The 5532-nt window shown below is 57.2% G+C and carries 5 protein-coding genes and 1 pseudogene; 3 read left to right on the top strand and 3 right to left on the bottom strand.

Translation table 11 applies throughout. The annotated features are described in order from the left end of the window. The 3 genes from AC6RA8_RS06695 to AC6RA8_RS06685 all read right to left on the bottom strand — a co-directional run. A partial coding sequence (locus AC6RA8_RS06695) for a TRAP transporter large permease (protein WP_500351437.1) occupies nucleotides 1-1111 on the bottom strand: 1111 nt, incomplete at its 3' end. After that, nucleotides 1111-1680, bottom strand: a complete 570-nt coding sequence (locus AC6RA8_RS06690; protein WP_500351436.1) for a TRAP transporter small permease subunit — start codon at nucleotides 1678-1680, stop codon at nucleotides 1111-1113. The genes AC6RA8_RS06690 and AC6RA8_RS06695, both read right to left, overlap by 1 nt. Beyond that, on the bottom strand, nucleotides 1668-2444 hold the full coding sequence (locus AC6RA8_RS06685; RefSeq protein WP_500351434.1) for an N-formylglutamate amidohydrolase: 777 nt from the start codon (nucleotides 2442-2444) through the stop codon (nucleotides 1668-1670). The genes AC6RA8_RS06690 and AC6RA8_RS06685 overlap by 13 nt, the downstream gene beginning before the upstream one ends. A 111-nt stretch (nucleotides 2445-2555) precedes the next feature. On the opposite strand from AC6RA8_RS06685, the gene AC6RA8_RS06680 reads away from it, so the two are divergent. The 3 genes and pseudogenes from AC6RA8_RS06680 to AC6RA8_RS06670 all read left to right on the top strand — a co-directional run. Further along, entirely contained in the window at nucleotides 2556-3428 is an 873-nt protein-coding gene (locus AC6RA8_RS06680; protein ID WP_500351433.1) for a MurR/RpiR family transcriptional regulator, read from the top strand. A gap of 403 nt (nucleotides 3429-3831) precedes the next feature. Further along, on the top strand, nucleotides 3832-5142 hold the full coding sequence (locus tag AC6RA8_RS06675; protein ID WP_500351493.1) for an ABC transporter substrate-binding protein: 1311 nt from the start codon (nucleotides 3832-3834) through the stop codon (nucleotides 5140-5142). A 103-nt stretch (nucleotides 5143-5245) separates the two neighbouring features. After that, nucleotides 5246-5532: pseudogene (locus AC6RA8_RS06670) on the top strand (sugar ABC transporter permease); the annotation flags it as partial.

The following is a 5532-nucleotide window of genomic DNA, read 5'->3' as shown; positions in this document are numbered from 1 at the left end:
TGCCGTACCAGATCAGGTCGAACCCAAGCGCACCGACCAGAGGGACATAGAGCGGCGCAACAATCACAAGCATCGCCGTATCATCCAGGAATGTGCCCATCAGGATAAAGCTGAGCTGCATCAGGATCAGGATCATCCAGGGGTTCAGGTTCAGACGTTCGGTGAACAGGCTTTCGATCGCCTTTACCGCACCCAGACCGTCGAACACCGCGCCGAATGCAAGGGCGGCAAGGATGATCCACATGAACATGCAGGTGATGCCCAGCGTGTTGCGCATTGAGTTCTCAAAGACCTGTCGGGTCATGCGACCCTTCAGAACCGCTGCGGCAAACGCGGCCAGTGCGCCAATGGCCGAACTTTCGACCAGCGATGTCCATCCGTTGACAAAGGGCACCATCATCACGGCAAAGATGATCAGCGGCAGCAGCCCGGCGCGCAGCAGCTTCAGCTTTTCGGCGCGCGGCATGTCACGATCCGCGTCACTCAGAACCGGACCAAGTGCAGGGTTCAAACGGCACCGGATCGCAATGTATGCGATGAACATCGCGGCCATCATTAGCCCGGGCACGATGCCCGCTAGCCAGAGTTGCCCGACCGGTTGCCGCGCAATCATCGCGTATAGAACCAGCACCACCGAAGGCGGCACAAGAATGCCAAGGGATGACCCAGCCTGGATGACGCCCGTGACCATCCGCTTGTCGTACCCGCGTTTCAGAAGCTCGGGCAGGGCGATGGTTGCACCGATGGCCATGCCCGCCACGCTCAACCCGTTCATAGCCGAGATCAGGACCATCAACCCGATGGTGCCAATGGCCAGCCCGCCCCGTAAACCACCCATCCAGACATGGAACATGCGATAAAGGTCATCGGCGATTTTGGATTCGCTCAGCACATACCCCATGAAAATGAACATCGGCAGAGTGAGCAGCGGGTACCACTTCATCAATTTCATGGCCGCAGCAAAGCCGATGTCATATCCCCCGCGGTCGCCCCACAGCAGCAGAGCTGCCACAACCGCGATGAACCCGATGGCGCCAAAGACGCGCTGCCCCGTCAGCAGCATGAGCATCATGGACGAGAACATGAGCGTGGCGATCATCTCGTAGGGCATCAGATTTCGGCCCCTTTAAGACGCAGGATGTCTTTGAAGAACTCGGAAAGGCACTGCAGGATCATCAGCAGGAAGCCGACAATCATCACGGCCTTGATGGGCCACATGTAGGGGCGCCAGGCGGATGAGGATTGTTCAAGCCGCCCCACCTCTTCTGTGCCGATGACGACGCCAAACAGGTAGGAAAACGGCGCATCTTTCCAGTAGCCCAGAGAGTAGGCCGTTGAACTGACCGCGCCATAGAGCAGAACGCAAAGATAGAAGATCAACAACAGGACGGTGATCGCGTCAAACCATGCTTTGCGTCGGACTGACCAGCTGCCGTAGAGCAGATCCATCCGGACGTTCGACCCCAGTTGCAGGGAGTATGGGCCGCCGAGAATGTAGTAGCCCACCATGACGAACTGGGCCATTTCCAACGTCCAGAGAGACGGCAGGAAAAAGGTTTTGCTGATCGAGGACCACAGCAAAATGCCCATAAGGACAAAGATGCCGTACATCATCACGCGGCCAACGCGATAGTTCACAGCATCCACGCCCTTGATGTAGCAACGCATCAAACCTTGCATGATGTGTGCTCCAAACTGACACCAAGCGTAGCAAGGGCGTCGACCGTCCAGCGGCTGAGTAGTGTTGCCATCTCGAGCTGCGCGGTGTCGGTTGCGATCAGGTCATTGCGAATTTCGATCATCAGGTTGAGGTGCCCATGCGGCACCGCATGTGTCTTGAGCGTGTGGGTCACGCCATGTTCCGGCCCATAGGGTGCGTTACGCTGTACCCGTAAGTCGGTATGGCGCGGCGCCAAATTCAGGAATGCGTCTGCCAGTCGGGCGTCATCGTCTTGTAAAATGCCAATTTCAACGTCGCGGACAGCGCCGTTGTAGACCGGTGTAAAGCTATGGATCGTGATAATGACAGGGTGCTTGCGCGCGTTGATCTGTGTAGTCAATGACCGGCGAAATGGATCGTAGAAGGCTTGTGTGCGCTGGGCGCGGTCCTGAGTGGTCAGACCCTCGTTGCCCGGTATGGCAAACGCCTCGCTGTTTGCTGGCATGGCATCTGGCGCGTCAGGTGGGCGGTTGCAGTCGTAGACAAGTCTGGAGACTTTTGATTCGACCAGCACGGCTGGCAGTTGTTGCGACATGTGCGACGCAACCTCGTGCGCGCCGGGGTCCCAGGCGATGTGGCTGCGTTTTGCGACTTCGGACAGGCCCAGATCATCAAACTCAGCCGGAATGAAGTGACTGGCATGTTCACACACCAAGACCACGGGTGAGGCTGCATCGCCCCGCGTGATCTGAACCACATTTTCGGTCTGGTCGCTGTGTGCCATTCGGTCCCCTGCGAACAAATTGGTTGCCAAACGGCGCGTCTGTCAACACAGTTGTGAAAAATTTATCACAAAGCGATACGTTCTGATAAATTTTGAATAATTGGAGGGCACATGGGTGAGGCGACCCAAACAATCTCGGATCTGATCCAGAGCAAGCTTGATGACCTGACCCGTGCAGAACGGCAGTTGGCGCTGTCCGTACTGCAAAATTATCCGGCGTCTGGCCTCGGCACCCTGACGGCGCTCGCCCAGAATGCCGGGGTGTCCGTTCCAACCGTAGCGCGGATGGTGCAAAAGCTTGGATACAAAGGGTATCCCGAGTTTCAGGCGGCGCTACGCGAAGAGCTGAAGGCTCAGGTCAAAACACCGATTGCCAAACACGAGACATGGGCCGAGGCCGCACCGTCCGAGCATATTCTCAACCGGTTCACGGACGCGGTGATCGAGAATATCCGCCTGACCCTCAGCCAGATTGATCCGGATGCGTTTGATCAAGCCTGCCGACTGATCGGCGACGAAAACCGGCACCTCTACATCGTTGGGGGGCGCATCACGCATACACTGGCTGAGTACTTGTTCATGCATATGCAGGTCATCCGACCAAACCTGACGCATGTCCAAACCACGTCGAACACGTGGCCGCACTACTTGCTCAACGTGCAGGAAGGAGACGTCTTCGTCATCTTCGATGTGCGGCGCTACGAAAACAACACGCTCAAGCTGGCTGAAATGGCGGACAAGCGCGGTGCGAAGATTGTCCTGCTGACAGATCAGTGGCGCTCGCCCGTGCATCAATTGGCGCACATATGTCTCAGCAACAGGATTGTGGTCCCGTCGGCATGGGATTCGGCCACGACAATCATGTTGCTGGTGGAAACGATGATCTCTGCCATTCAGTCGCTGAACTGGGAGGCGACAAAAGAACGGGTCGAAAACTTGGAAGACATGTTCGATCAGACCAAGCTGTTTCGGAAGTTCACCTGAGCGAGCTTAGTTGAAGCCGTGCATCCGTTTTTCGAATTGGCTCAATTGATAGTATCGCCCGGCCTTCTCGTTCTGCCAACACCAGCTAGGCGCTCCACAGTTGGATAGAATCTCCCAATACTGGTTGGTCCAACATCTCCTCGTTCCTGTTTGCAGCAGGGTGCACCTTGTGTGCCAAGGCGACTCGCCCATCTACGTATTCTCCAAGTAAGCTAGGAAAGTGTGAGGGATTGGGACGGGTTTCGGTCGTATATTTCCCATAAAATCAGTCGTTTAATCCCAAGGTAAGTTTCAAATGATGAACGCACCTCAAAATTTCGTTGACATGATGTACGTTCCTCAAATAGCGTTTCCCCAGGGTCAACGCTCAATGATGGCCCATAGGGAGGATCATATGAAAAAAATGACTTCAGCCGCCGTGGGCGCGGCCCTAATGACCTCTGTCAGCGTGCCGACCCTGGCCATGGCAGAGGATTTGACACTGTGCTGGGCTGCCTGGGACCCGGCCAACGCATTGGTTGAATTGAGTAAGGAATTCGAGGCCCAGTCCGGCCACAACATGAACTTCGAATTCATTCCGTGGCCCAACTTCGCAGACCGGATGCTGAACGAGCTGAATTCAGGCGGCAAGCTCTGCGACCTGCTGATCGGCGACAGCCAGTGGATCGGCGGTGGCGCCGAGAACGGCCACTACGTTAAGCTGAATGACTTCTTCGATGCCGAAGGCATTAGCATGGACGACTTCGCACCTGCGACCGTCTACGCCTATTCCACATGGCCAAAGGGGACGCCGAACTACTACGCACTGCCTGCCATGGGCGATGCCAACGGCTGGTTCTATCGCGCCGACTGGTTTGCTGACGCCGACATCCAGGCCGCTTACAAGGAAGCCACGGGCGAAGACCTGCGCGAGCCGCAAAGCCAGCGCGAGATGCTGCAGATCGCTCAGTTCTTCCAAGGCCGTGAGATCGATGGCAAGACAGTCTACGGTGCCTCCATCTTCACCGAACGCGGATCCGAAGGGATCACCATGGGTGTGACCTCGGCGCTGTATCCTTGGGGCTTCAAATATGAAAACACCCCGGGCTCCTATGACATGGAAGGGGCGGTGAACTCTGCCGAAGCGGTCGAAGCGCTTGAATTCTACAAGGAGTTCTACGAAACCGCGACACCGCCGGGCTACACCAACTCTTACATGGGTGAATCGCTCGACGCGTTCAAATCCGGTCAGGTTGCCATGGCGATGAACTGGTTTGCGTTCTTCCCGGGCCTCTATGCCGACCCGAACACCGGCGGAGACAAGATCGACTTCTTCGTGAACCCACCTCAAAATCAGGCCGGTTCGACACTGGGCGGGCAGGGCATCAGTGTGGTTGCCTATTCGGACAAGCAGGACGCAGCGCTTGAATACATCAAGTGGTTCGCCAACCCCGAGGTGCAGGCCAAGTGGTGGGAGCTGGGCGGCTACTCGGCCCACAACTCGGTCCTGAACGATCCGGGCTTCGAGGACAGCGCACCCTTTGCCGGTGACTTCCTGGAAGCGATGGGCGCGGTGCAGGACTTCTGGCAGGAGCCAGCCTATGCCGAACTTCTGCTCGCCATGCAGAAGCGCGTCCACGACTACGTTGTCGCCGACCAGGGCACTGCGCAGGAAGCGCTCGACAAGCTGATCGAGGACTGGACCGAAGTGTTCGAGGACGAAGGCAAACTCTGAGCCAAGCTCGGGTGGGCGTCCGCGCCCGCCCATTCTCTTCCCGTAGTCTTTGACACTTCCACGGGTGGGCCCACGGGCCCACCCCACAGAACAGGTTTGCCAGATGACAGACACCATCGCCAATCGCGCCGCCAAGGCGACACCGCAAAAGGTAGCGCGCAAGATCAAGGGGTTGAGCGACCGCGCCATCGCGTGGATTTTCGTCGCCCCCACGATCTTCCTGCTGCTGGCAATCAACATCTTTCCGCTGATCTGGACGATTCAGCTGAGCTTTACCAACTACAAGGCCAACCGCCTGAACCGCGAGCCCGAGTTTATTGGCCTGCGCAACTACGAACGCATCCTGACCGACAGCGACATCTGGCTGAACATGCAGGCCACGGCGCATTT

It is taken from the genome of Tateyamaria sp., assembly GCF_059783535.1.
The sequence above is the reverse complement of the archived record's forward strand: the minus strand, read 5'-3'. Positions and strand labels throughout refer to the sequence as shown.